The following is a 23,934-nucleotide window of genomic DNA, read 5'->3' as shown; positions in this document are numbered from 1 at the left end:
CCGGCCAAGGGCTCAGCGCCAGGACGACAGCGAGTCGATCTTCACCAGCTTGTCCTCCGACACGACCTTGACGACCACCGCTCCCGTGGTGAGCGCGAAGGGCGGCACGGTGAAGAGCTGGCGTCGCGTGGTCGCGGCCGCGAGGTCGAAGGTGGCGACCTGGGTGCCGGCGACGAGGACGGCGACCTTGCCGCAGGTGGGGCAGGTCAGGGCCGTCAGCGCCAGCCGACGGGTGGTCGCGCGCTTGTAGACGTTGGCGCCGCGCTGCGTGGTCTCGAGCGCGCTGTTGTCGAGCCAGCCGGGCTCGGAGACCTCGGTCCATCCGGCCGAGCGGGTCAGCGAGCGGTCGTCGATCGGGATCGCTGCGCACTTCTGGCCCCATGGGCTGGTGTTGGTGGCACGGTCCTTGGCTCGGACCTCGAAGCAGTAGGTCGATCCCTCGAGGAGATCCACGTAGCCGCGGGTCGTCGCCGTCGGCGGCAATGACACAGGCGTCGTCCACTCGCCGACGGCCCCCACCCGCGGAGTACGACGACGCCGCAGCTCGTAGCCGGCGATACCCGCGGTCGCGTCAGTGCCCGACCAGGTCACGGTGGCAGCGCGCGTGGCGGGGAAGAGCGGCGGTGCTGTCACGTAGACGATCGGCGGGACCGTATCGACCACGACGGTCGCCTGGGCGAGCGCCGACCGACGGCCGTCGCTGGTCTGGGCGTAGACCTCGATCGAGTGCTCGCCGTCGGCGACGCCGGTCGTCTGGGTGATCGGGGCGCTGCACGAGTGCGGCAGCGTGCCGGTGCCGGGATGGTTGATCTGGCAGACGAAGCCCATCGAGTAGCCGCCGGCCGAGGCCGGGTCGAAGGCCGTCCAGGTCCAGTAGAGCTGCGCGACGTTGGTGTAGCCGGTGGAGCCGGACAGGAAGAGCGTGGGCAGCGCGCTCGGGACGCACGCGACCGTGCTGAACATGTAGCCGCTGCTCAAGGACAGCGTCGTCGATGCCCAGCCGGTCGACGTGGGGTGCTCGAGCACGGAGATGCCACCGCGGTCGCCGTCGATGTGGGTGGTGCCGCCGTAGAGGGGGAACAGTCCGGTGGGGCAATCGGCCGCCGCGGCGGCGCCCCATCCGACGCTGTCGTAGTGCGACGCCGCCTGGATGCCCGGGAGCCGGGTCTTCTGGACGCAGTGCGCGTCAATGGTCATGACCTCGGTCGGATCGTCGGGGTCGCCCACCCATCCGCGCGCCGACCAGCCCGCGAGGTCGGCCGTCGGCGTCGACGTCAGGAGCGTCCGGTCGGGGCTGTGCGGCTCGGTGACGCTGGCGTTGATCGCGACCCAGCCGTCCCCGCAGGCGACGGTGCCTTCGGCGACGTGGTCGGCCGCTGCGTCGAAGGTGCCCGACGCGGTGTGGATGGTCCCGAGCTGGGAGGTCGCGACGCAGCGCACCACGGCCTGGACGGTGCGGTTCTGCGCGCCGAAGTTGACGATGCTGGTCAGGAAGGTGCCGCCGTCGACCATCTGGAAGGTCTCGAAGAGCCGGCGCAGGTCGTCGGTCGCCGACGCCGTGACGTAGCCGGAGAGCGGGATCGTGCCGGTCGGGCAGGTGGCCTGGATGGTCTGGGTGCCGCCGCCGGCTGAGACGGTGAGGCCGATGCCGGTGACGTCGGTGACCGCCAGCACCGGGACGCCGTCGGCTCGCGCGGTCGCCGGGATCCCGAGAGCCGGAGCGACGGCGAGGACGCTCACGACGACGAAGGTGACCCAGCGGGACCTCATGTGTGCAGTATCCGCCGCGCGCCGCCCCGGCGCATCGGTCGAAGAGCGGATTTCGCTCAGGAGCCGGTGACGATCTCCAGCCCGAACCCGGGGTCGGTCTGATACGGGATCGACAGGATCACCCGCGAGGCGAGTCCCTCGAAGCGAGCCCGTACGGCGGCGCCGGCATCCGGCATCTCGGCGACGACGGCGAGCGTGGAGAGCACCTCGTCGTCGATGAGGTCGCCGAGCTCGGCCCAGCGGCCGGTCTTGGTGAACGCGTGGGCCTCGGCGTGCAGGTCGCCCCAGCCGTGGTGGTCGAGGACCGGCTTGTAGGCGGGGGTCGAGGCGTAGAAGCCGATCTGGCGCTTGGTGCCAGCGATCCCGACGGCCATCTCCTCCTCGGTGCGACCGGTGGCGACCATCGCCATCGCGGTGACGATGAAGTCGCCCGTCGCGCCGGTGCTCGCCCGACCCTTCTCCAGCTGAGGCGTGATGGCCTCGGAGAGGTAGCTCTGCGAGAGCAACGGGTGGCACATGAACCCGTCGGCGACCGCGCCCGCGGCCTCGATCATCAGCGGGCCGACGCCGGCGAGCCAGATTGGCGGGGGAGCCGGCAAGGGCCCCGGGTTGAAGAGTGGCGGCATCAGTGTGTGGGTGTAGAAGTCGCCCTTGAAGTCCAGGGTGTCGCCGGTCTGCCAGGTGTGGAAGATGGCGCGGAGCGCGGCGACGTACTCGCGCATCCGGTCGGCCGGACGTGACCACGGCATCGAGAAGCGCCGCTCGATGTGGGGCTTGATCTGCGAGCCGAGGCCGAGGACGAACCGGCCGCCCGACAGTCGCTGCAGGTCCCACGTGGGGTAGGCCATCGCCATGGGGGAGCGGGCGAAGGCCAGTGCGATCGAGGTGCCCAGCTGGATCCGCGACGTCCCGTCCGCGGCGAGGGCCATGTAGACGAACGCGTCGTGGGCTCCCTCCGGCACGTAGAGCGCGGAGCCGGGTGCGTGCTCCTCGATGGAGCGGGCGACGGCGGCGATGCCGGCCGGGTCGCCGTGGTAGGTCAGGTCGATCTCGACGGGCATGGTGGGGCCTCCTTCGCAAAGAGTAGAACACGTTCTATCTCCGGTGTCGTTCGGTGGAAAGCCTGTTCAGGGACCGGGCGGAGGCTTATGTTTCACGCGACAGCGTGACGCAGGACACACTCTGTCGTTCGCACACCAGGTGCAGCACCCACGCCTGGCCCTCGGGGGCCCGCGACTTGCTCCGTGACAGGGGAGACCATGGCCGACGCGACCAGCACGACCGCGGGGACGACCGCCGAGGAGGCCTGGGCCCGGATCCTCGAGCTCCAGGAGCTCGGGAAGTCCGATCGCGACAGTGCCGACGAGCAGCTCAACGAGCTCTTCCGCTCAGGCGGGCCGGTGACCGACCTCGACGGCCCGACCGACGGGATCCTCGTCCTCACCACCACGACCGCGCTCACCGACGTGGCGCTCAAGGCGCTGACGTCGATGTGGATGCCGTGGGAGGGCAAGCGGTTCGACGCCGAGTCCGGCACCGGTGACAACCGGATGACCGACCAGTCGGTGATCGTCAGCAAGGTGCTCTGGCCGCTCTACTCGATGAAGGAGTCGGCCGAGGGCCGGCTCGCCTTCGACTTCAAGACCTACGTCGAGGCCGGCAAGGACGACCCCGACCGCCAGGTGATGGTCATCGACTACGCCGACGTCGAGTCCAACCCGCGCCTGCTCATCCGCAGCATCCGCGACGAGCTGGTCCAGATCGTGCCGGGCGCCTACCTCGGCAAGATCCTCTACCGGCTGCCCACCAAGTCCTACGTGAAGCTCGGCTACTTCGCGCTCCGCACCTGAACCCGGACCTGAACTCCGCACCACTGCCCCTCCCCCCGATCCCTTGGAGAGAACCTGATGGTCAGCATCCCCAACCCCCTCAACCTGCAGTGGTACGAGCACCCCTCGCTCATCCTCCAGCTCGCCGCGCTCTCGAAGGCGCGCGACGACCTGCGCGAGCAGAACCTCTACGAGCAGGACGGGATGCGGCCCGACGACCCGTCGGGCGACCCGCCCCCGGGAGTCGAGCGCGCGCGGACGGCCGACGGCACCTACAACGACCTCGGCTGCCCGATGATGGGCTCGAAGGACTCCGGCTTCGGCCGCAACGTCCCGATCGCCAACACGGTGATCGACCGCAAGCGCCTGCTGACCCCCGACCCGCGTGAGATCAGCCGCCGACTGATGGCGCGCGACACCTTCAAGCCGGCCGGCATCCTCAACGCGCTCGGTGCGGCGTGGCTGCAGTTCGAGAACCACAACTGGTTCTTCCACGGTGACGGCCGCGCCGACCGCGTCATCGAGGTCCCGATCCGCGAGGACGACGACTTCCCCGAGAAGCCGATGCGGATCCGGGAGACCATCCCGATGCGCGGCGAGATCGTCGACGGCCAGCCCGCGCCGGTGTTCGGCAACGCCGAGACCCACTGGTGGGACGGCTCCCAGGTCTACGGCTCGGGCGCGGAGAAGCAGGGCAAGATCCGCACCGGTGTCGATGGCAAGGTCCGGGTCGACGACAACGGCCGGCTGCCGGCCAGCGACATCCCGGGCATCGACCTCACGGGCATGCAGGAGAACTACTGGTTCGGTCCCGGCCTGCTGCACACGCTCTTCGCCCGCGAGCACAACTCGGTCTGCGACGCGATCAAGAAGGCTCACCCCGAGCTCGACGACCAGCGCCTCTTCGAGCTCGGCGTCCTCGTCGTCTCCGCGCTCATCGCGAAGATCCACACGGTCGAGTGGACGCCCTGCGTGCTGCGCCACCCGGCGCTCCAAATCGGCATGAGCGCCAACTGGTACGGCGCCCTCGGCGAGGCCTTCCGCGACAAGATCGGCCGCGTCGGCGACTCCGAGGCACTGTCGGGGATCATCGGCTCCGCGACCGACCACCACTCGGCGCCGTTCTCCCTGACCGAGGAGTTCGTGTCGGTCTACCGGATGCACCCGCTCATCCCCGACGACTGGTCGTTCTACTCCCTCGCCAGCGGCGAGCACCTCAAGGACGCCTACTTCACCGACATCCAGGGCAGCTACACCCGCGACTTCATGCACAGCCTGGAGATGGGCGACATGTGGTACTCCATCGGCAAGGCCAGCGCCGGTGCCGTCTGCCTCAAGAACTACCCCAACGCCCTGCGCAACCTGACCCGCGTCGACGGGCAGGTCACCGACCTGGCGACCCTTGACATCGTCCGCGACCGCGAGCGTGGTGTGCCGCGCTACAACGACTTCCGCGAGGCGCTGCGGATGCCGCGGCGCAAGAAGATCGAGGACATCACGCCCAACAAGGACTGGGCCCGCGAGATCAACGAGATCTACAACGGTGACGTCGACGCGGTCGACCTGCAGATCGGCATGCAGGCCGAGCAGCCGCCGAAGGGCTTCGGCTTCTCCGACACCGCCTTCCGGATCTTCATCCTGATGGCCTCGCGCCGGCTCAAGAGCGACCGATTCTTCACCACCGACTTCACCCCGGAGATCTACACGAAGACCGGCTACGACTGGGTCAACGACAACTCCATGAAGGACGTGCTGTTGCGGCACTACCCCGAGCTGGAGCCGGTGATCGGCGATGTCGAGCGGGTGTTCGCGCCCTGGCACGAGCTGGGCGCGACGGAGCCGGGCAAGAAGCCGGTCATCCTGCGAGCGGCCGACACCGTGAAGTCCTACCTGCCCTTCTGATCCTGTCGTTCTGCTGAAAGGCTCGGTGCGTGGCACTCGACTTCAAGCACGCCTCGCTCGTCGAGGGTGTGCGGTTCACCGCCCAGGTGGGCGTCCCCAATGTCGTGCAGGGTCTCTTCCGCAAGCGGGAGGTGGTGGTCAGCAGCCTCGGCAAGCTGCCGGGCGACCACCTCGCCTACCGCCTGGTGGAGGGTCTGGAGAAGAAGTACGGACCTGACCCGTTCTGGGTGCGCGTCGGAGGCGACGAGGCACTCCTCGTCACCCACCCCGACGACCTCAAGGTGGTGCTGGGCGGCTCGCCGTCGCCCTTCGCCTCCGACCCCGACGCCAAGCGGAAGGGCATGGCCGCCTTCCAGCCCGACGCGCTCACGATCTCCCGTGGCGACCTCTGGGCCGACCGGCGGGCGTTCGCCGAGGCGGTGCTCGAGACCGGCAATCCGACCCACACGCTCGCCCGAGGGTTCGCGGTGCAGTCGGTCGCGGCGGCCGACGGCTTGATGTCGCTGGGCCGGGCGGCGACCTTCGACGACGTCAACAAGGCCTTCCAGCGGCTCACCCGGATCGTCGTCTTCGGCGCCGAGGCGGCCGACGACGCATCGCTGACCGAGCAGCTGGGCGACCTGATGTCGGCGGGCAACAAGATGCCCGGCAAGCCGGCCGACGGCTACGCCGACTTCCACGCCCGCATCAAGGAGTACGTCGACAACCCCGACCCCGCCGCCCTCACCGGCCTGATCGCGGGAGCTCCCCAGAGCGCCGGCACCGACGTGCCCGGCCAGCTCATTCACTGGCTCTTCGCCATGGGCGACACCCTGCCCGCCAACCTGATGCGGGCGCTCGCCGTACTCGCGACGCACTCGAAGGTCCTCGGCGTCGCACGCTCGGAGGTCGCGGGCAAGGACCTGACCGACGTGGAGACGGTGGCCGGGTCGACCTACCTGGCCGGCTGCATCCTCGAGGCCATGCGGCTGTGGCCGACCACCGCGCTCTTCGGACGGGTGCAGGCCGAAGAGGTCCGCTGGGCCAACGGGCAGAAGACGCCCGCCGGCACCCAGGTGCTGATCCACAACCTCTTCAACCACCGCAACCGCGCACGGGTGCCCTACGCCGACCGCTTCTCACCCGAGGAGTGGGTCAGCGGCGACGCGAGCGACGACTGGCGCTTCAACTTCTTCAGCCACGGCCCCCAGGGCTGCCCCGGCGCGGGGCTGTCGATCTTCCTCGGCCAGGCCTTCCTCGGCCGGTTGATCGCCCGCGGTGAGCCCAAGCTCGCCGCCGGTCCTCGACTCCGCCCCGAGCAGCTGCCCTACGCGATCGACATCTACGGGGTCGAGATCCGGCTGTAGCTGCCGCTGGTTGAGGTGCGAGCGAAGCGAGCGCTGCCGCTGGTTGAGGTGCGAGCGAAGCGAGCCTCGAAACCAAGGCAACCTGCACAGGATCTTCACGAGTCGTCCCCGCGATCTGACGGAGCGCGCTCCTAGTCTCGGACCATGACCAGTCCCCGGCGTCACACCGTCCTCGTGGTCGAGGACGAGCCCGTGATCAACGGTGCCGTGACCGACCGCCTGACGGCGGAGGGGTACGACGTCACGCAGGCCTTCGACGGCCCGGGTGCCGTCCAGGCCTTTGCCGACCACGAGCCCGACCTCGTCGTTCTCGACGTGATGCTGCCGGGCTTCGACGGCCACGAGGTGTGCCGCCGGATCCAGGCGGTCCGGCCGGTGCCGGTGCTGATGCTCACCGCCCGCGACGACGAGACCGACATCCTGGTCGGGCTCGGTGTCGGGGCTGACGACTACATGACCAAGCCCTTCCGGATGCGCGAGCTGGTGGCGCGGGTGGCCGCCCTGCTGCGCCGGGTCGACCGTGCGGCCGAGCTCGCAGGATCGGGTCCCGCCGACCTTGGTGACCTGCGCATCGACGCCGCTGCCCGCCGGGTGTGGGCCGACGGTTCGGAGATGCACCTGACCCCGACCGAGTTCGACCTGCTGGTCTGCCTGGCGAGCGAGCCGGGCGTCGTACTGACCCGCGAGAAGTTGCTCGCCGACGTCTGGGGTTGGCCCGGGGCGTCGGGGACGCGCACGGTCGACAGTCACGTGAAGGCGCTGCGCGCCAAGATCGGGGCCGACCGGGTGCGCACCGTGCACGGGGTCGGCTACGCCCTGGAGACCGGCCGAGAGCCCGGCCGATGAGGCTGCTCGACCCGGTCCGGTCGGTGAAGGTGAAGCTCGGCGTGCTCGTCGCTGCGAGCGTCGTGGTCGCCGTGGTCGTGACCTCGATCGGAAAAGCAGCGGGCGTGCCGGTCTGGCTGGGCATCCCGGTCACGATCGCCCTCGCGCTGGGCGTGACCCAGCTGCTCGCAGTCGGCATGACGTCGCCGCTGCGGGAGATGACCTCCGCGGCCCGCCGGATGGCCGGCGGCGACCACGCGGTGCGGGTCACGGCCACCTCGCGCGACGAGGTGGGCGAGCTCGCGGTCGCGTTCAACACGATGGCCGAGGAGCTCGGCGCGGTCGACCGGCAGCGGCGCGAACTGGTGGCCAACGTCAGCCACGAGCTGCGCACACCTCTGACTGCTCTCAACGCCCTGCTGGAGAATCTCGCCGACGGCGTCGCCGAGCCCGAACCGGCAGCGTTGCGGGCTGCGCTGGCGCAGGGGGAGCGGATGGCCGGCCTGGTCGGCGACCTCCTCGAGCTGTCCCGTGTCGAGGCGGGCAAGGCTCCGCTCGCGCGCCGGCCCGTGGTCGTACTGATGCTGCTGGAGGAGGCCGTCGCCGAGGCCCGCGCGGGTGGGCGCGACGTGACCTACGACGTCGCGGTGGTCCCGCCCGACCTGTCCGTCGTCGGCGACCCGGGTCGGCTCCACCAGCTGGTCGCCAACCTCCTCGACAACGCCACGCGGCACAGTCCGGCGGGTGGGGTGGTGGCGGTCCGTGCCGGGCTGGCGCCGGACGGTCGCTGGCGGCTGGAGGTGTCCGACCAGGGCACCGGGGTAGCGTCCGAGCACCGGGAGCGCGCCTTCGAACGCTTCGGCACCCTGACCGAGGTCGGCGCCGACAGTGGCGGGGGAGGCACCGGGCTCGGCCTCGCCATCGCCCGCTGGGTCACCGACCTCCACGGCGGCGCCATCGCCTTCGTCGACCCCGCACCGGGCCAGAGCGGTGCGCGCGTGCGCGCCGACCTCCCGGTCGATCCCCTTCCCCATCGTCTGCTTCTCGAGGAGTCCGTCGTGTCGCCGTCCGTCGTCCCGCCCCCGCCACCGACCGTGGTTGCCCCGCAGCCCGCGGGACCCGAGCCGATCACCGACCAGCTGTTCGGCGGGTTCTGGCCCGAGCGGTCGCTGCCCGGCAACCTCCGGGTCCTCCTGGGAGCCCTCGCGGTGGGCGTGCTCGCGGCGATCGTCTTTCCCGACCGCGAGCTCGGCATCGGCGTCACCATCGTGCTCATGGCGGCGGGTGTCGTCGTACTGACGGCGAGCCGCAACCGGCGCGACCCCTTCACCCTGACCTGCGCCGCGCTGTGCCTCGCCCTCGCCTCGGTCGTCGCGGTGCGCGACGCCGAGTGGATCTCCGTCCTGTCGCTGCTCGCCGGAGGCGGGTTGTGTGCCGTCGGCCTGGCACGCGGTCGCACGGTCCCGGGGTTCGTGCTGTCGGTCGTCGCATGGCCGCTGTCGGGGTTGCGCGGGTTGCCCTGGTTGGGTCGCACCCTGCGTGTCGTCACCGGCATGGGCAACAAGGCGGCGCTGCTGCGCACCACGCTCCTGTCGATCCTCGGGCTCACCGTCTTCGCGCTCCTTTTCGCTTCGGCCGACGCTCTCTTCGCCGAATGGGTCGGAGCCATCACTCCCGACCTCGGGTCCGAGGACCTCGCGCTGCGCGCCTTCGTCACGTTCTTCGTCGGCGGGGTCGTGCTGGCGGGGGGCTACCTCGCCCTCAACCCGCCGAAGGTCGATGGCGGGGAGCGGGCCCCTCGACCGGTTGCGCACCGGTTCGAGTGGCTCGCTCCCGTGGTGGTGGTCGACGCGGTCTTCCTGCTCTTCCTCGTCGCCCAGGCGGCCGTCATCTTCGGTGGCCACGACTACCTCGAACGTACGACGGGCATCACCTACGCCGACTACGTCCACCAGGGCTTCGGCCAGCTGACCGTTGCCACCGCGCTGACCCTGCTGGTCGTCGGGGCGGCCAACCGGAAGGCGCCCCGTGCGACCGCCTCCGACCGCGCCTGGCTCCGCGGGTCGCTGGGCGTCCTCTGCGTCGCGACCCTGGTCGTGGTCGCCTCGGCGGTCTACCGGATGGACGTCTACCAAGACGCCTACGGCTTCACCCGGCTCCGCCTGCTCGTCGATGTCTTCGAGGGCTGGCTCGGCCTGCTCGTGCTCGCGACCATGGCGGGTGGGGTGGCGCTGCGCGCCGCGTGGCTGCCGCGGTTCGGGCTGCTGAGCGGGGTCGTCCTTCTCCTGGGCCTGGCCGCGATGAACCCCGACGCCTGGATCGCCCGCCACAACCTGGACCGCTACGCCGAGACGGGCAAGGTCGACTGGGACTACCTCGCCGGCCTCTCCGACGACGCCCTGCCCGAGCTGCGTGAGCTCCCCGACGACCTCGAGGAGTGTGCGATCACCATCGACCAGGGGGACGAGGGCGACGAGCACGGCGATGACTGGCTGGAGTGGAACCTCGGCCGTTGGCGCGCCCACGACTTCGCCGACGCCCACCGGGGCGACTGGCAGCCGCGGACCGACTGCCCGGGGCAGACCGATCACTAGAACTTGTTCCAGGTCCTGAGATCGGGGCGTGTCAGATCTTGAATCATTCAAGAAAAGGAGTAGGTTCGCTCGTGTGACCGCGGCCCCCGACTTCGAGCAGCTGCTCCGGGGTGCCGACCTGCGGGTGACCCGGCCGCGCCTCGCCGTCCTCGGTGCCGTGCACGCCCACCCGCACGCCGACACCGACGCCCTCATCTCGGCCGTCCGCGCGGACGCATCCGTCGAGGGCGAGGTCTCCCACCAGGCCGTCTACGACGTCCTGCGGGCACTGACCGCGGCCGGCCTGATCCGTCGGATCCAGCCGTCCGGTTCCGTGGCGCGCTACGAGACCCGCGTCGGCGACAACCACCACCACGTCGTGTGCCGCAGCTGCGGCGCGATCAGCGACGTGGACTGCGCTGTGGGCCACGTCCCCTGCCTGACCGCTACCGATGACAACGGCTTCGTGATCGACGAGGCCGAGGTCGTCTACTGGGGCACCTGCCCCGACTGCATCACCGTCCCTTCCAGCTGAGCTCGAGAGGTTTCCCATGAACTGCCCTGTTGACCACGGCGCGACCGCATCCGGCAGCGACAGCGAGAACCCGGCGCTGGATGCGCCGACCTCCGCCTCGCCCGCCCCGCGCACCAACCAGGACTGGTGGCCCAACCAGCTCGACCTGACCCAGCTGCACAAGCAGGCACCCGCGACCAACCCGCTCGGCGAGGAGTTCGACTACGCCGCGGAGTTCGCGAAGCTCGACGTCGAGGCCCTCAAGGCCGACATCGTCGAGGTCCTCACCACCTCTCAGGACTGGTGGCCCGCGGACTTCGGCCACTACGGCGGCCTGATGATCCGCCTCAGCTGGCACGCCGCGGGCACCTACCGCACCTTCGACGGCCGCGGTGGCGCCGGCTCGGGCGACCAGCGCTTCGCGCCGCTCAACAGCTGGCCCGACAACGGCAACCTCGACAAGGCCCGCCGCCTGCTGTGGCCGGTCAAGAAGAAGTACGGCCAGAAGGTCTCCTGGGCCGACCTCCTGGTCCTCGCCGGCAACGTCGCGCTCGAGGACATGGGCTTCGAGACGTTCGGCTTCGGGTTCGGTCGTGAGGACGTGTGGGAGCCGGAGCAGATCAACTGGGGCACCGAGGACGTCTGGCTCGACGACGCCCGCTACAGCGGCGACCGCGAGCTGGCCGAGCCGTTCGGCGCGGTCCAGATGGGTCTCATCTACGTCAACCCGGAGGGCCCCAACGGCACCCCCGACCCGCTCGCCGCGGGCCGCGACATCCGCGAGACCTTCGGCCGGATGGCGATGAACGACGAGGAGACCGTCGCCCTCATCGCTGGTGGTCACACCTTCGGCAAGGCCCACGGTGCCGGCAACCCCGACCTCGTCGGTGTGGAGCCCGAGGGTGCCGGTCTGGAGGAGCAGGGCTTCGGCTGGACGAGCTCCTATGCGTCGGGCAAGGGTGCCGACACGATCACCAGCGGCCTCGAGGTCACCTGGACCGACAAGCCGACCCAGTGGAGCAACCGCTTCTTCGAGATCCTCTTCGGCTACGAGTGGGAGCTCTCCGAGAGCCCCGCCGGCGCCAAGCAGTGGGTCGCGAAGGACGCCGAGGCGATCATCCCCGGCCCGGCCGCTGACTCCCCGAAGCGCCTGCCCACGATGCTGACCACCGACCTGGCGCTGCGCTTCGACCCGGTCTACGAGGGCATCTCGCGACGCTTCCTCGAGAACCCCGACGAGTTCCGCCTGGCGTTCGCCAAGGCTTGGTACAAGCTGCTCCACCGCGACATGGGTCCCGTCGGCCGCATCCTCGGCCCCTGGGTCCCCGAGGCCCAGCTGTGGCAGGACCCGGTGCCGGCGCACGAGGGTGCCGTCGTCTCCGACGCCGACGTCGCCACGATCAAGGCGCAGGTCCTCGAGAGCGGCCTGTCCGTCGCACAGCTCGTCTCGACCGCGTGGGCCTCGGCGGGCAGCTACCGCCGCACTGACCGCCGCGGTGGCGCCAACGGCGCTCGCGTACGGCTGGCTCCCCAGAAGGACTGGGACGTCAACAGCCCGGCTGACCTGGGCGTCGCGCTGTCGAAGCTCGAGCAGGTCCAGGCCGACTTCAACGCCGCCGGCGGCGCGCAGGTCTCGCTGGCCGACGTCATCGTGATCGCCGGTGCCGCCGCGGTCGAGAAGGCCGCCCAGGACGGCGGTGTCGAGGTGACCGTACCCGTCCAGGTCGGTCGCACCGATGCCTCGCAGGAGCAGACCGACGTCGACTCCTTCTCCGCGCTCGAGCCCCGCGCCGACGGCTTCCGCAACTACGCGCGGCCCGGCGAGAAGGCTCCGCTGGAGAAGCTGCTCGTCGAGCGGGCCTACCTCCTCGGCCTGTCGGCTCCCGAGACGACCGCCCTGGTCGGCGGCCTCCGGGTGCTCGGTGCCAACCACGGTGGCTCGGCCCACGGCGTCTTCACCGACCGGCCGGGCGTCCTCACCGCCGACTTCTTCACCAACCTCCTCGACATGAGCGTCGTGTGGAAGGTCGCGGAGTCCGGCGAGCAGGTCTACGAGGGCCGCGACCGCGTCAGCGGTGAGGTCACCCGTACGGCGACCGCCGTCGACCTCGTCTTCGGCTCCAACTCGCAGCTCCGCGCGCTGGCCGAGGTCTACGCCAGCGACGACGCTCGCGAGAAGTTCGTCGCCGACTTCGTGGCGGCCTGGACCAAGGTCATGGACGCCGACCTGGTCTGATCACCTGATCCACGGGGAAGTGGGGAGGATCCGACGCACCAGCTGCGTCGGGACCTCCCCACTTCTCGTTGTCAGGCCTGGTCTCCCGCGGCGATGACGTCGAGGTCGCGCAACGCATAGCGCAGGTGCTCCCACTCCTCCTCGAGGATCACGTGGAGGCACGACACGACGGTCTCCTGCTCATCGACGCTGTGCGGGTTGGTCCGCGGCGCGGCGAGCTCGTCGGCGGAGACCCGGACCAGGAAGTCACGGACCATCGCGATCCGGCTCGCGCGCGCCTGGAGCACCTCAGCGAAGGTCGGGGTACCGCCGGGCGGAGGATCAGCACGATCGTCGGCGTCGGTGTGCCGCAACCCCAGTGGGTGGAACGGCTGCTCGATCTCCAGGACGGCCTGGCCCAGCCACAGGTCCGTGGCCAGCACGAGGTGACGCAGGGTCTGGGCGAAGGACCACTCGCCGGCGACGCGGACGTCGACCGTGCCACCGGGCAGGGAGCGGGCCCGTTCGACGGCGGCACCCCAGGCGCGCTCCAGGGCGGCCCAGGCCGCCCGCAGGCCGACCGGGTCGGCGGCCTTCCGGTCGGCCCGTCCGGGGAACTGGCGGTCGAGCTCGGCCTCAACGAAGGGGAGGACGTCGATCCCGTTGACGAGGAGGAACGCGCCCTCGGAGAGCCAGGGCGCGTCGATCTCGGCGCCATCGACCACGACGCCGCGCATGACGGCGCCGGACAGGTCGCTGCCGACGAAGCGCGCACCGGTGAGGTCGGCGTCGAGGAACTCCGCGCCGCGGAGGTCGTCGGAGCTGCGGAACGTGGTCATGACGGCACAGTGCCACGCCGTTCCGACACCGGACGTCACCCAGCCTCAGCGTGCTAGGCGCGCCAGGGTCCAGGTGCCGTTGCGGGTGTTGGGCGGCTCGGTGCCGGTCGGGAAGAGGATGAGGTCGCCAGACATCGCCACCGGGCGCTGGTGCCAGATCCGCCCGTCGGAGATCTGGAGCAGCCGACCGGTGTCGGGCTGCAGGATGGTCCAGCCCCAGGCGATCCATCGGTTGCCCATCCCGCTGAGGTCGTGGCTGTAGATGTGCAGGCGAGCGACCTGGTGTGCACGCGTGTCGAAGAGGCGACCGCACTGGAGCAGCACCCGCTTGTTCCTCGTCTGGAGCACCGGCACCCAGGGTCCGTACCAGCAGTCCCGGACGGTTGCCTGGTGGACGCGGTCGCTCCCGTGCCTGCGCACGTGGAGCACGAAGTCCTCGTCGTCGCCGGAGTCCCGCGAATCGACCCAGGTCAGGTGCGTCGGCGAGACGGCGAACTCCCCGACGTCGTCGGCCTCCTTACGCACGAGATCCGGCGCGCTCGGCGCGAACGACCACAGCTCGGCGTCGTGGGGGTTGTCGCACCGGGGGCGCGACTTGAGGCACGGCTCGGTGCCGGTGAGGAAGTAGATGCGGCCGTCGGCAGCGCCGTACGGCGCTCCGATGACGTGCTTGCTCTTCGCGTTCGCGACGTCCGGGACGGTGAGGACCTCGTCCTGCCCTGTCCGGAGGTCGTAGTGCACGACGCGGTGCACCTTGCCGGTCGGCCCGGGCCCGGCGAAGGACACCCACAGGTCATGCTCTCCGCTCGCGGTCACGCGCGAAAAGTGGCGCGGCCAGCGGGCGGGCAGGTTCTGGCGTACGCCGGTATCGGGGTCCCACACCGCGACCAGGTCGGGCAGCGGGAGACCTGCTTCGCCGTATCGGTACGTGTTGGTGAGGACCAGCGTCCGGTCGGGCAGGAGAAGCACCGACTGGTGGGCGATCTGCCCCGGGATCTGCTGGAGGACCTCGTAGTCCTCGCCGGGCACGGCGGCCGCGGCCTCGCCGAGCCGGTAGACCTCCCGCGGTCCGGACGCCGGCTTGTCGCTCGGTCTGCTCCTGGCGCGCGGCTCGGCATCGTCACCCCGGGTCGCCACCCAGATGACCGCCAGTACGACGACCAGCACGAGGGCCAGCGCCCCGAGGACGATCCTGCGCATGGTGGATCCTCCCACTTCAGGTATGCCGAACGGCTGCACGGGCACTGACGTGGTATGACCATCGTCGTCGGTGTCCTGCTCGGAATCGGTCTCGTCTCGCTCATCGGAGGAGGCCTCGCAGCGGCCTTCTGGTTCGACCGGAAACGCAGCATCGCGGTCGAGTCCGAGCCCGAACGATTCCCCGACGGTTCGGTCGAGCAGGAGGAGCGGCGCGAGTGGCGCGAGCACCACGACATGTCCTGAAGGACTAGGCGATCTAGTCATTTTGGGCTATGGTCGAATTGTTGGCGCTTCGGCGCCCGTGGCCCAGCCAACCGCCACACCCGCTCTCGCAATCGGGAGTAGTCCGTCATGCCCGCAACAACTGTTACGACCGACGAACGCAAACAACGAACCGCAGCCCTCCTTGCTGAGGCTGTCGATGCGGAGCCTGCTGATAGGGCTCGCTTGTTGGACGAGGTGATCGTCCTCAACATTCCGGTGGCCCACGCTCTCGCGTCGCGCTACCGCAACCGGGGTCAGGCCCGCGACGAGCTCGAGCAGGTCGCCTGCCTCGCGCTCACCCGCGCGGTCCAGAACTTCGACCCCGCTCGCGGCGACGACCTGCTGGTCTTCGCCGTACCGAGCATTCTCGGAGAGCTGAAGCGCTACTTCCGCGACATCACGTGGACGATCCGTCCACCGCGGCGGCTCCAGGAGCTCCGCCCGCGGGTGACGGAGGCGGAGGAGCGGCTCACCCAGCTCCTCGGGCGACCCCCGCGGCCGCAGGAGCTCGCCGACGACCTCGGCTGCACCACGGAGGACGTCCTCGAGTCCTACGAGTGCGCGACGTTGTCCAGCCCCGACTCGTTGCACGAGACGGCGCCCGGAGGAGACGCCGGCTTTTCGTGGATCGACCGGCTCGCCACCGACGAGGTCGGCTACGACCGGTCGGAGGCGATCGCCGTCCTGGCTCCTGCCTGCAAGCGCCTGAAGGAGCGCGACCGCAAGATCTTGCGGATGCGCTTCTACGAGCAGAAGACGCAGCAGCAGATCGCCGACGAGCTCGGCGTCACGCAGGTGCAGGTATCGCGGTTGCTGCAGCGGATCCTCACTGATCTGCGCACGTCGATCACGGGTCGTCGCGGGCGCACGACGACCACGAAGGCTGCCTGAGCCCCCCGTCAGGCGGCCTGCCCGACGGCGTGGTCGAGCCGAAACCCGGCCGACCACGCCGTCGTCATACCCGTTCCGTTGCCCGCTCAGTCGCGCTGGCGCAGCGGGCGCTTCGCCGGGCCCTCGAGGACCGCGCCGTCCTCGGAGAACCGCGAGCCGTGCAGCGGGCAGTCCCACGTCTGCTCGGCGTCGTTCCAGCGCAGCCTCCCGCCCAGGTGGGTGCAGACGCCGACGACCTTGCAGTCCGGTGAGCCGCCCGGCAGGGCGGCGCGTGCCCAATCCGTCGCGGCAACCTGTGCTGTCTGGAGGTTGTCGGTAAGGGTCCGCAGGACCGCCTTCCCCGAGACGTGGGCCGAGCGAGGCCAAGGTCCGGGACGCCGACCGAGGACCCGGTCGCTGACCTGGAACGCCGCGGCCACGCCGGTGGTCAGGCCCCACTTGTCGAAGCCGGTGAGGACGTGGAGCCGGCTGCTCCCGATGGCGATCGTCTCGGCGACGGGCAGCTCGTTGGCCGGGCTGTAGTCCTGGGCGGACCAGCAGTGGGTCTCGACCGCATCGGGGAACTGTTCGACGACCCAGCCGCGCAGCCGGTCCACGCCGACGACCTCCGACTTCGTACGCCCGACGGGGTGGCCCGCACCACCGACGAGTGTCACCGGCTCCTCTCCGGGGACGTCGCGGAAGGAGTGGGTCGGCGATCCGGCGCTGATCGCCATCGCCCCGATCCCTTCGATGCCGCTATAGGCGAGCAGGTAGGAGCGCTGGGCTGTCAGTGAGGCGAAGCGCAGGTCGCGGTCGAGCCCGGGAGCGCCGGTGGCGACGACCACGTCGTCAGCACGCACCACCGCCCCGCCGTCCAGGGTGACCTCGGGCCGACCCGTCAGTGACACGCGCACCATGCGGTGCCCCTCGTGGACGGTGCCGCCCGCGGCCTTCAGCTCGTCGACGAGGGCGGTGAGGAGCTGGGCCGGGTCGCACTGCGCCTGGTCGCGCAGGATCACCGCACCGTGATGCGGGATCGGTGAGTCCCAACGCTCCGCGAAGGTCACCGGGAGGCCGGCAGCAGCCGCGGCGTCGCACTCGCTTCGCACAGCAGCGACCTGGGTCGCGTCGCCGGCATAGGTGACCGCGTCGCGTCGCTGCACCTCGACGCTGTAGGCCTCGCAGAGGTCGAGGAGCCAGTCCTGCCCGGCTCGGTTCGCGGCGACGTACTCCTCGACGACCTCGGCCGAGTGCAGGTCGCGGATGCGCGTCAGCTTGGTGCCCTGGAGGAGGGAGATCTTGCCGGTCGTCCGTCCGGTGGTGGCAGCGCCGACGGTCCGCGCCTCCACGACGGCGACCTGGCGGCCCGCGCGGGCCATCTGTACGGCGGTCGCCAGCCCGGCGAGCCCTGCGCCCACGACGAGCACCTCGACCTCGTCGGGCACGGGGGATCGGTCCCCGAGTGCTGGGTCGTGGCGGCCCAGCCAGAGGCAGGACGAGGTATCGCGTTGTCGCTCCATCATCACGAGGTACCCAGAATGCGCCCGCTCCTCCACGGATCGGGCGCGATGAACGCCACAGGGCCGGTCATTCCGTGAGCAGAGCAGCGACCGCCCGGTCGATCGCGTTGGGACCGCTCGGCACCGGGTCGAGCACGACGCCCTCGTCGTAGAGCTCGAGGACCCGCGGATCGACGTAGGACGAACGCGCGACCGCCGGCGTGTTCCCGAGCAGCTCGGCAGCCTCGACCAACGCGGCACGGACGCGACGCCCGCGCGCCGCGACGGAGGTGGCCGGCGGCGCGGTCGCAAGGGCGACCGCGACCGTCACCGTGGCATGCCAGGTGCGGAAGTCCTTCGCGGTCACGTCGAGGCCGGTCAGCTCGCGGACGCGGTCGTTGACCTCCCCGGGGGTCAGCGGCCGCCAGCGGCCGTCGACCTTCGACGCGAGGACGCGTGAGCTCCCCGCGCGGCCGCGGGTGATCGTGGTCAGGACCGAGACCACATCGGGGTCGTCGACGAGTACCTCGTGCTCGACCCCGGACTTGCCGACGAACTCGAAGACCAGGTCGCCCTGGTGGCGCCGCACGTGACGGCGCTCGACCGTCGTCAGGCCGTGGCTCCCGAACTCCTCCGCCGAGCTCTCCGAGCCCGGCCGGAAACAGCCGAGGTCGATCAGCCGTACCGCCGCGGCAAGCACTCGGCGACGTTCGACCTCCTCGTCGCCCGGCTCGGCGCGCAGCTCACGCACCAACCTGCGTCGGAGGCCGGGTAGCTTCAGCCCCAGGGTCGCGACCCGGTCGAACTTCTCGGCGTCGCGTTGCTCGCGCCAGGCCGGGTGGTAGAGGTACTGCCGCCGGCCGGCCTCGTCGATCCCCACGGCCTGCAGGTGGCCGCGGTCGTAGGAGCAGATCCAGACCTCCGTCCACGCCGGCGGGATCACCAGAGCACGCACCCGCGCGAGGTCGGCGGGCGCCAGCGAGGCCCCCTGCTCGTCGAGGTAGCGGAACCCGCGACCGCACCGGCGTCGCGTCCAGCCGGGCTCCTGCCACGAGACCCTGCGCAGTCGAGGCATGGTCAGGCGAGGACGACGATCTTGTTCACGCCGTCCCCCTTCGTCGTGTCCTTCTGGCGGGAACGTCGATACCCGGAGTGGAGCGCGGCCATACTGACGCCGTGATCGAAGAGAAGGACGCCGCCCCTCGCGGGGAGGCGCGCGCCGCGGAAGCCCGGCAGACCGGCAGCTTCGAATACGACGTCAAGGCCGACCGCTGGCACTGGGACGACGACGTCTTCACGATCCACGGCTACCGGCCCGGTGAGGTCGAGCCGACCACCGAGCTCTTCCTACGCCACAAGCATGACGGCGACCGCGAGCGGGTCGAGGAGCTCTTCTGGCGAGCGGTCACCACCGGCGAGCCACTGACGATGTCCTACCGCCTCATCGTCAGGGACGAGGTGCGCCGCGTGGTCTTCGTCGGTAGCGGCGAGCGCGGACCGGGGGGTGAGGTGGAGCGGCTCACGGGCTACTACCTCGACCTGACGCCCGAGTTCGATGCAGCCAACGCCGCCGCTGCTGCCGCTGCCGTCGAGGCCTCGGCAGCAGCCCGCGACACGATCGAGCAGGCGAAGGGCGTGCTCATGCTGGGCTACGGGCTCGACCCCGACGCCGCCTTCGCGATGTTGCGCTGGTGGTCGCGCAACCGCAACGTGAAGCTCCGCGAGCTCGCCGAAGGGCTGATCGACGTCGCTCAGAGCGGAACGGTGAGCCACCCGGGGCTGCGCAACCTGCTGGACGGTCTCCTGCACGACCTCACGGCGCCGACGCCCTTGGCGCCCACACCCGCGGCACCGACCGACCGGCCCATCGCCAACCCCGACTGAGATCCGGGAGGAGGATCTCGTCGGCCGAGCCAGCCGGCCGGCATGCAGACGTTGTACCCGGGTATCTGCTCTCCATGCCTGACGAGGTCCAGTTTCCCGCGCAACAGCAGCAGCCACCCGGATCGACGGCAGAGATGACGCCGGTCCCCGACCACGGCGAGGACTCCTACGTCGGTCACGGCCGGCTCGAGGGCCAGATCGCACTGATCACCGGGGGCGACTCCGGGATCGGCCGGGCGGTGGCCCTCGCCTACGCCCGCGAAGGTGCTGACGTCGCCTTCACCTACCTGCCGGAGGAACAGGACGACGCCGACGTGACCACGGCCCTTGTCCAGGACGCCGGTCGCACCGCTCTTCAGCTCGCCCTCGACCTGCGCGAGCGGGCCGCGTGCGACGAGGCCGTCGAGCGGACCGTCGGCGAGCTCGGTGGTCTCGACGTCCTCGTCAACAACGCCGGCTACCAGATGGCGCGCGACCACACCATCGAGGACTACGACGACGAGCGGATCGACCGCACCTTCAAGACGAACCTCTACGCCCTGATGTGGCTGACGCGTGCGGCGGTCCCGCACTTGCGCAAGGGGCCCGGCTGCATCATCAACAACGCCTCCATCCAGGCCTACGAGCCGTCAGCCAGTCTGCTCGACTATGCGGCCACGAAGGCTGCGATCAACAACCTGACCGTCAATCTCGCTGCCCAGCTGGGATCTGACGGTGTTCGCGTCAACGCGGTCGCGCCGGGCCCGATCTGGACGCCCCTCCAGCCGGCGACGCAGGAGCCCGAGAAGATCGAGCAGTTCGGTGCCGACACGCCCCTGGGTCGAGCCGGGCAGCCGTCGGAAGTGGCGCCGGCGTTCGTCTTCCTGGCCTCGCGATCCGATGCGTCGTACGTCTCCGGAACAGTGCTCGGGGTGACCGGAGGAAAGCCGGTTTTCTAGTGGCATGTGCGGCATTGCCCTGGGTACTGCAAGGTCAAGTCCGCCGGCCCCCGGTCGGGCGCGACGAGAGGCGAGAGGTCCCGTGACTGCTACGCACGTACGCCGGAGCGCGGCAACCACGGGGCCTTCTCCCCGTTCGAAGCAACTCGACCGCAACTGGGACGAGCTCCTCCAAGAGCTCCGCGTCATGCAGACCGGCGTGCAGATCCTGACCGGCTTTCTGCTGACGGTGCCCTTCACCGACCGCTTCGCCGACCTCGACCACGCCCAGCGCACGATCTACCTCTGCGTGCTGACCGGCTCGGTCGTCACGACCTGCCTGATCGTGGCTCCGGCGGCCTTCCACCGAGTGCTGTTCCACCAGCGCGAGCGGCACTGGCTGGTGTCGGCTGCCAACATCAGCGCGCGGGTCGGGCTGACCTGCCTGGCGGTCGTGTCCTCGGGTGTCGTGCTCCTGGTCTTCGACATCGTTCTCGGCACCACGGGCGGCATCGTCGCGTCGTTGGCGGTTCTGACGATGTACTTCACCCTCTGGCTGGGGGTGCCACTGATCGCGAGGGTCCGTTGAGGCGCGCGGTCGCCGTTCTGCTGGCCCTGAGCTTCCTGCTCACGCCTTTCGCCGGCTGCACCGTCTCCCACCCGGACGGCAGCGCGTGGCGCGACCAGGCGCGGCAGACCCTCGACGACGTCGCGAGCGAGGTGGCCACGGCCAGCCTGGTGCTCGAGCAGCTGAACGGCGGCAGACTGCCGTCGTCGTACGGCATCACCATGGCGGTCGCCGCGGAGGAAGCCGCCTCGACCGCCGAGGAGAAGCTGTCCTCGGTGCAGGCGCCGGCGTCGCTCGGCGGAGTGCCCAGGAAGGTGCTTGCTCTCATCGGCCGCGCGACCGAGGCGGTGCGGAAGGCGCGCGAGGCCGTCGTCGCCGAGCACTACGACGTGTCCCGACTGCTGCGCGAGCTCGACCGGCTGCGCACCGCTCTCGACGAGCAGAGAGCCGCGTTGTGAAGCGTCTCTTCGCGATCGCGCTCGGCATCCTCACCGCCATCGGCGGGTTCGTCGACATCGGGGACCTGGTGACCAATGCCCAGGTCGGTGCTCGCTTCGGTCTCTCCCTCGGTTGGGTGGTCGTCGTCGGCGTGGTGGGCATCTGCGTCTTCGCGGAGATGTCGGGCCGGATCGCTGCGGTCAGCGGCCGTGCGACCTTCGACCTGGTGCGCGAGCGGCTCGGGCCGCGCGTCGGTCTGCTCAACCTGGCCGGATCGCTCGCGGTCACCCTGCTCACCTTCATCGCCGAGATCGGCGGCGTCGCGCTCGCCCTCGAGCTGGTCACCTCGGTGCACTACCTGCTCTGGGTGCCGCTGGTCGCCGTGCTCGTGTGGCTGGTGCTGTGGCGCGCGAAGTTCTCGCTGATGGAGAACGTGCTCGGTCTCCTCGGCCTCAGCCTGATCGTCTTCGGGGTGGCGCTGTGGCAGCTGCACCCTGACTGGGGACACCTCAGCAGCCAGATGGCGGCGGCCGACAAGCCGCTCGGTGAGAGCTGGACCCTCTACGCCTACTTCGCCGTCGCGCTCTTCGGCGCAGCCATGACGCCCTACGAGGTCTTCTTCTTCTCCTCCGGTGGTGTCGAGGAGCGCTGGACGACCAAGGACATCTCCACCATGCGCGCCAACGTCTTCATCGGATTCCCCCTCGGCGGGCTCCTGTCGCTCTTCATCGCGGCCGCGGCGGCGACGGTCTACCAGCCGCTCGGGATCTCGGTCGAGACCCTCGGTGAGGTCGGCCTCCCGGTGGCGGTCGGGCTCGGCAAGATCGGCCTCGCGATCGCGATCGTCGGGTTCGTGGCCGCGACCTTCGGCGCCGCCTGCGAGACCGGGCTCTCGGCCGGTTACAGCGTTGCCCAGTACGTCGGCTGGCAGTGGGGCAAATACGTCAAGCCCCGCGTCGCAGGGGCCTTCCACCTGAGCCTGGTGCTCTTCACCGTGCTCGCCGCCGGGGTGCTGATGACGATGGTCCACCCGATCCTGGTCACCGAGTTTTCCGTGGTCTTCTCGGCGGTCGCGCTGCCGCTGACCTACTTCCCGATCCTGGTGGTCGCCAACGATCCCGACTACCTCGGCGAGCACACCAACGGTCGCGTGGCCAACGCGCTCGGCACGGTCTACTTGGTGCTGGTGGGTGTCGCCGCGATCGCGGCCATCCCGCTGATGGTGCTGACGAAGATGGGGACGGCATGACCACCCGCCAGCAGTACGACGCCGCGTTGCACCTCCTCGACCGGCAGATCGTCGACGTGGACGGTCTCCTCGTCGGAAACGTCGACGACGTCGAGCTGACCGAGGAGCCCGACGGCAGCCTGGTGCCGACCGGGCTGCTGGTCGGCATGGCGGCGCTGCTGCCGCGGTTGAGTCGTGGGCTCTACCGACGGTGGGTGCGGCTGGCGCCGGCGAACGCTGAGCGGAGCCGGCCAGGTGTGATCGACATCGAGGCGGTCGCCGAGGTCGACAGCGACATCCGGCTGTCGGTGGGTCGCGACCAGCTGATCGAGCGTCGGTCCGACCCGCCGTCCGGCCCGACCCGCCACACCCTCAGCGAACTGCTCGAGATGCGGGTGGAGCTGGCCGACTGTCCGGGCAAGGCGTTGCAGGTGCTCGACGTACGCCTTGCGGAGCGGCCCGACGCCCGCGGCAAGTCCGTCACCGCGCTGCTCGTCGGCCACGGTCGGCCGGGCTCCTACCTGGGCTACGAGCGGGCGCCGGGGCGTGGGCCGTGGCTGGTCGCGGCCGTCGTTCGCTGGATGCACCGGCACTCGCGGTTCGTCGACGCGGCGGAGGTCGAGATCGACTGGGAGGCACGCATCGTGCGGGGTGACGTGGGTACCACCCCGCCATGACTGAAGCCCCGACCCACAACGTCGTCGACCTGATCCTGAAGGACCACCGCGAGCTCGAGCGGCTCTTCGACACACTGCTCGACGACCCTTCGTCCCGGCCCACGCTCGTGCCCGTGATGACCACCCTCCTCACGGCCCACAGCCGTGCCGAGGAAGCGAAGGTCTACCCGGCGATCAGCGAAGCCGGGGCCGGGGACGACGTCGAGCACAGCCAGGAGGAGCACCTCGCGGCCGACCGGCTGGCGCAGGAGGTCGCGGCGACCGACCCCACCTCACCGGACTTCGCCGTGGTGCTCAAGAAGCTGATCGACGCGGTCAAGCACCACGTCGAGGAGGAAGAGGAGACGGTCCTGGCCGACCTGCGCGAGCGGCTCGACGAGGACGGGCTGGCCGAGCTCGGTGTGTCGTTCCTCGCCGAGCGCGAACGACTCCTCGGCGACCAGCCGGCCGACATCACCAAGGACCAGCTCGAGCAGCAGGCCGCCAACGTGGGCGTCACCGGGGCGTCCTCCATGAGCAAGGACGAGCTGGCGAGCGAGCTCCAGGAGCACGCCGACCTGTAGGGAGAGGAGA

General features: G+C 70.3%; 22 protein-coding genes. 16 read left to right on the top strand and 6 right to left on the bottom strand.

Features of this window, described 5'->3' with window-relative positions:
- Positions 1–12: 12 nt before the first annotated feature.
- Complete coding sequence (locus F0U44_RS12630) at positions 13–1,770, bottom strand: hypothetical protein (RefSeq protein WP_149728619.1); 1,758 nt, start codon at positions 1,768–1,770, stop codon at positions 13–15.
- 56 nt (positions 1,771–1,826) lie between these two features.
- Complete coding sequence (locus F0U44_RS12625; protein ID WP_149728618.1) at positions 1,827–2,831, bottom strand: TIGR03617 family F420-dependent LLM class oxidoreductase; 1,005 nt, start codon at positions 2,829–2,831, stop codon at positions 1,827–1,829.
- A 198-nt stretch (positions 2,832–3,029) separates the two neighbouring features.
- Here F0U44_RS12625 and F0U44_RS12620 point away from each other — a divergent pair, with 198 nt between their 5' ends.
- From F0U44_RS12620 to katG, 7 genes are all read left to right on the top strand, one after another.
- The gene (locus tag F0U44_RS12620) at positions 3,030–3,620 is read left to right on the top strand and encodes a hypothetical protein (protein ID WP_149728617.1); all 591 of its coding nucleotides are present in this window, start codon (positions 3,030–3,032) and stop codon (positions 3,618–3,620) included.
- A 57-nt stretch (positions 3,621–3,677) separates the two neighbouring features.
- On the top strand, positions 3,678–5,501 hold the full coding sequence (locus F0U44_RS12615; RefSeq protein WP_149728616.1) for a peroxidase family protein: 1,824 nt from the start codon (positions 3,678–3,680) through the stop codon (positions 5,499–5,501).
- 29 nt (positions 5,502–5,530) lie between these two features.
- Entirely contained in the window at positions 5,531–6,847 is a 1,317-nt protein-coding gene (locus tag F0U44_RS12610) for a cytochrome P450 (RefSeq protein ID WP_149728615.1), read from the top strand.
- A gap of 144 nt (positions 6,848–6,991) precedes the next feature.
- Positions 6,992–7,693 carry a response regulator gene (locus F0U44_RS12605; protein WP_149728614.1) on the top strand — a complete coding sequence of 234 codons (702 nt, stop codon included), beginning with the start codon at positions 6,992–6,994 and terminating at the stop codon, positions 7,691–7,693.
- Positions 7,690–10,266 carry a DUF4153 domain-containing protein gene (locus tag F0U44_RS12600; protein WP_149728613.1) on the top strand — a complete coding sequence of 859 codons (2,577 nt, stop codon included), beginning with the start codon at positions 7,690–7,692 and terminating at the stop codon, positions 10,264–10,266. Before F0U44_RS12605 ends, F0U44_RS12600 begins: the two co-directional genes overlap by 4 nt.
- Positions 10,267–10,339: 73 nt before the next feature.
- Positions 10,340–10,780, top strand: coding sequence for a Fur family transcriptional regulator (locus F0U44_RS12595; RefSeq protein ID WP_149728612.1), 441 nt, complete (start codon positions 10,340–10,342; stop codon positions 10,778–10,780).
- A 16-nt stretch (positions 10,781–10,796) separates the two neighbouring features.
- A complete protein-coding gene (gene katG / locus F0U44_RS12590; protein ID WP_149728611.1) occupies positions 10,797–12,995 on the top strand; it encodes a catalase/peroxidase HPI in 2,199 nt (732 codons plus the stop codon).
- A gap of 71 nt (positions 12,996–13,066) precedes the next feature.
- Here the strand turns inward: katG and F0U44_RS12585 are convergent, their stop codons facing one another.
- On the bottom strand, positions 13,067–13,813 hold the full coding sequence (locus tag F0U44_RS12585) for a DinB family protein (protein ID WP_149728610.1): 747 nt from the start codon (positions 13,811–13,813) through the stop codon (positions 13,067–13,069).
- Between the two features lie 45 nt (positions 13,814–13,858).
- Positions 13,859–15,013 (bottom strand): hypothetical protein, encoded by a 1,155-nt coding sequence (locus tag F0U44_RS12580; RefSeq protein WP_149728609.1) that lies wholly within the window; start codon positions 15,011–15,013, stop codon positions 13,859–13,861.
- 54 nt (positions 15,014–15,067) lie between these two features.
- Between F0U44_RS12580 and F0U44_RS12575 the strand changes: the two genes are divergently transcribed.
- Both F0U44_RS12575 and F0U44_RS12570 read left to right on the top strand, forming a co-directional pair.
- The gene (locus F0U44_RS12575) at positions 15,068–15,256 is read left to right on the top strand and encodes a hypothetical protein (RefSeq protein WP_149728608.1); all 189 of its coding nucleotides are present in this window, start codon (positions 15,068–15,070) and stop codon (positions 15,254–15,256) included.
- A 216-nt stretch (positions 15,257–15,472) separates the two neighbouring features.
- Complete coding sequence (locus F0U44_RS12570; RefSeq protein ID WP_246160482.1) at positions 15,473–16,168, top strand: sigma-70 family RNA polymerase sigma factor; 696 nt, start codon at positions 15,473–15,475, stop codon at positions 16,166–16,168.
- A gap of 86 nt (positions 16,169–16,254) precedes the next feature.
- Here F0U44_RS12570 and F0U44_RS12565 read toward each other — a convergent pair whose 3' ends face one another.
- Together F0U44_RS12565 and F0U44_RS12560 are read right to left on the bottom strand one after the other, a co-directional pair.
- Positions 16,255–17,595 (bottom strand): FAD-dependent oxidoreductase, encoded by a 1,341-nt coding sequence (locus F0U44_RS12565; protein ID WP_188113459.1) that lies wholly within the window; start codon positions 17,593–17,595, stop codon positions 16,255–16,257.
- A 142-nt stretch (positions 17,596–17,737) separates the two neighbouring features.
- The gene (locus F0U44_RS12560) at positions 17,738–18,724 is read right to left on the bottom strand and encodes a DNA topoisomerase IB (RefSeq protein ID WP_149728605.1); all 987 of its coding nucleotides are present in this window, start codon (positions 18,722–18,724) and stop codon (positions 17,738–17,740) included.
- A 101-nt stretch (positions 18,725–18,825) separates the two neighbouring features.
- On the opposite strand from F0U44_RS12560, the gene F0U44_RS12555 reads away from it, so the two are divergent.
- The 7 genes from F0U44_RS12555 (at position 18,826) to F0U44_RS12525 (ending at position 23,924) form a co-directional block, all read left to right on the top strand.
- Positions 18,826–19,533, top strand: coding sequence for an ANTAR domain-containing protein (locus tag F0U44_RS12555; protein WP_149728604.1), 708 nt, complete (start codon positions 18,826–18,828; stop codon positions 19,531–19,533).
- Between the two features lie 74 nt (positions 19,534–19,607).
- Positions 19,608–20,471 (top strand): SDR family oxidoreductase, encoded by an 864-nt coding sequence (locus tag F0U44_RS12550; protein WP_149728603.1) that lies wholly within the window; start codon positions 19,608–19,610, stop codon positions 20,469–20,471.
- An 82-nt stretch (positions 20,472–20,553) separates the two neighbouring features.
- On the top strand, positions 20,554–21,039 hold the full coding sequence (locus F0U44_RS12545; RefSeq protein ID WP_149728602.1) for a DUF6328 family protein: 486 nt from the start codon (positions 20,554–20,556) through the stop codon (positions 21,037–21,039).
- Positions 21,036–21,476 (top strand): hypothetical protein, encoded by a 441-nt coding sequence (locus tag F0U44_RS12540; protein WP_149728601.1) that lies wholly within the window; start codon positions 21,036–21,038, stop codon positions 21,474–21,476. The genes F0U44_RS12545 and F0U44_RS12540 overlap by 4 nt, the downstream gene beginning before the upstream one ends.
- Positions 21,473–22,705 carry an NRAMP family divalent metal transporter gene (locus tag F0U44_RS12535; RefSeq protein ID WP_149728600.1) on the top strand — a complete coding sequence of 411 codons (1,233 nt, stop codon included), beginning with the start codon at positions 21,473–21,475 and terminating at the stop codon, positions 22,703–22,705. Before F0U44_RS12540 ends, F0U44_RS12535 begins: the two co-directional genes overlap by 4 nt.
- Positions 22,702–23,361: a hypothetical protein gene (locus tag F0U44_RS12530; protein ID WP_149728599.1), complete on the top strand. Its 660-nt coding sequence runs from the start codon at positions 22,702–22,704 to the stop codon at positions 23,359–23,361. The genes F0U44_RS12535 and F0U44_RS12530 overlap by 4 nt, the downstream gene beginning before the upstream one ends.
- Positions 23,358–23,924 carry a hemerythrin domain-containing protein gene (locus tag F0U44_RS12525; RefSeq protein WP_149728598.1) on the top strand — a complete coding sequence of 189 codons (567 nt, stop codon included), beginning with the start codon at positions 23,358–23,360 and terminating at the stop codon, positions 23,922–23,924. Before F0U44_RS12530 ends, F0U44_RS12525 begins: the two co-directional genes overlap by 4 nt.
- Positions 23,925–23,934: the final 10 nt, after the last annotated feature.

The sequence above is a fragment of the Nocardioides humilatus genome, from assembly GCF_008373755.1.
In the GTDB taxonomy this organism is placed as follows: Bacteria; Actinomycetota; Actinomycetes; order Propionibacteriales; family Nocardioidaceae; genus Nocardioides; species Nocardioides humilatus.
This window is presented reverse-complemented; position numbering and strand designations above follow the sequence as displayed.

What these genes read in the sequence shown, in the direction of transcription:
- F0U44_RS12605 (WP_149728614.1), top strand. Translation starts at nt 6,992, where the DNA reads ATGACCAGTCCCCGGCGTCACACCGTCCTCGTGGTCGAGGACGAGCCC.
- F0U44_RS12625 (WP_149728618.1), bottom strand. Translation starts at nt 2,831, where the DNA reads ATGCCCGTCGAGATCGACCTGACCTACCACGGCGACCCGGCCGGCATC.
- F0U44_RS12550 (WP_149728603.1), top strand. Translation starts at nt 19,608, where the DNA reads ATGCCTGACGAGGTCCAGTTTCCCGCGCAACAGCAGCAGCCACCCGGA.
- F0U44_RS12575 (WP_149728608.1), top strand. Translation starts at nt 15,068, where the DNA reads ATGACCATCGTCGTCGGTGTCCTGCTCGGAATCGGTCTCGTCTCGCTC.
- F0U44_RS12580 (WP_149728609.1), bottom strand. Translation starts at nt 15,013, where the DNA reads ATGCGCAGGATCGTCCTCGGGGCGCTGGCCCTCGTGCTGGTCGTCGTA.
- F0U44_RS12630 (WP_149728619.1), bottom strand. Translation starts at nt 1,770, where the DNA reads ATGAGGTCCCGCTGGGTCACCTTCGTCGTCGTGAGCGTCCTCGCCGTC.
- katG (WP_149728611.1), top strand. Translation starts at nt 10,797, where the DNA reads ATGAACTGCCCTGTTGACCACGGCGCGACCGCATCCGGCAGCGACAGC.
- F0U44_RS12615 (WP_149728616.1), top strand. Translation starts at nt 3,678, where the DNA reads ATGGTCAGCATCCCCAACCCCCTCAACCTGCAGTGGTACGAGCACCCC.
- F0U44_RS12620 (WP_149728617.1), top strand. Translation starts at nt 3,030, where the DNA reads ATGGCCGACGCGACCAGCACGACCGCGGGGACGACCGCCGAGGAGGCC.
- F0U44_RS12530 (WP_149728599.1), top strand. Translation starts at nt 22,702, where the DNA reads ATGACCACCCGCCAGCAGTACGACGCCGCGTTGCACCTCCTCGACCGG.
- F0U44_RS12525 (WP_149728598.1), top strand. Translation starts at nt 23,358, where the DNA reads ATGACTGAAGCCCCGACCCACAACGTCGTCGACCTGATCCTGAAGGAC.
- F0U44_RS12560 (WP_149728605.1), bottom strand. Translation starts at nt 18,724, where the DNA reads ATGCCTCGACTGCGCAGGGTCTCGTGGCAGGAGCCCGGCTGGACGCGA.
- F0U44_RS12585 (WP_149728610.1), bottom strand. Translation starts at nt 13,813, where the DNA reads ATGACCACGTTCCGCAGCTCCGACGACCTCCGCGGCGCGGAGTTCCTC.
- F0U44_RS12600 (WP_149728613.1), top strand. Translation starts at nt 7,690, where the DNA reads ATGAGGCTGCTCGACCCGGTCCGGTCGGTGAAGGTGAAGCTCGGCGTG.